The 601-nt window shown below is 66.7% G+C and carries 1 protein-coding gene; it reads left to right on the forward strand.

From position 1 onward, the window contains the following. A partial coding sequence (locus LRA98_RS12895; protein WP_238634284.1) for a helix-turn-helix transcriptional regulator occupies window positions 1–601 on the forward strand: 601 nt, incomplete at both ends.

Below are 601 nucleotides of genomic sequence, written 5' to 3' on the forward strand. Positions count from 1 at the left end.
CATCAGCCGCTCGCAGCCGCTGCTGGCGCCGCCCATCGATCCGGAGGTGTACGACCGGGTCTGCCAGGGGCTGCTCGAAGGGCGTCAACTGTATGTCCATTACCGAGCACGCAGCCGCGGCAATGAACTGAAGAGCTACCGGGTGCATCCGCTCGCGCTGGTAGTGCGTGACCCGGTCACCTACCTGGCTGCGACACTCCGCGATTACACGGATGTCCGTCAGCTCGCCCTGCATCGCGTCGAGGCGGCAGAACTGCTCGACGATCCGGTCGTCGCTCCCGAGGGGTTCGACGTCGATGCTTACATTGAGGAGAAGCGTGCCTTCGACCTCCCCGAGCAAAGCGAGCCCATCGATCTGCAGCTACGGATCAGCGCCGGTGTCGCCGAGCACTTGGGCGAGGCGCCCCTAGCCGCGGATCAGGTGATCGAGCCCTGCGACGACGGCTGGTACACCCTGCGGGCGTCGGTTCCGCTGACCGCGCAACTGCGCTGGTGGCTGCTCGGCTTTGGTCAGGCCGTGCAGGTTCTTGAGCCGCACGCGCTGCGTGAGGAGATTGCCGCGGAGCTAAGGGCAGCGGCGCAGGCCGTACCTGTCCGGGCA

The sequence above is a fragment of the Halorhodospira sp. M38 genome (assembly GCF_022227985.1).
GTDB lineage: Bacteria > Pseudomonadota > Gammaproteobacteria > Nitrococcales > Halorhodospiraceae > Halorhodospira > Halorhodospira halophila_A.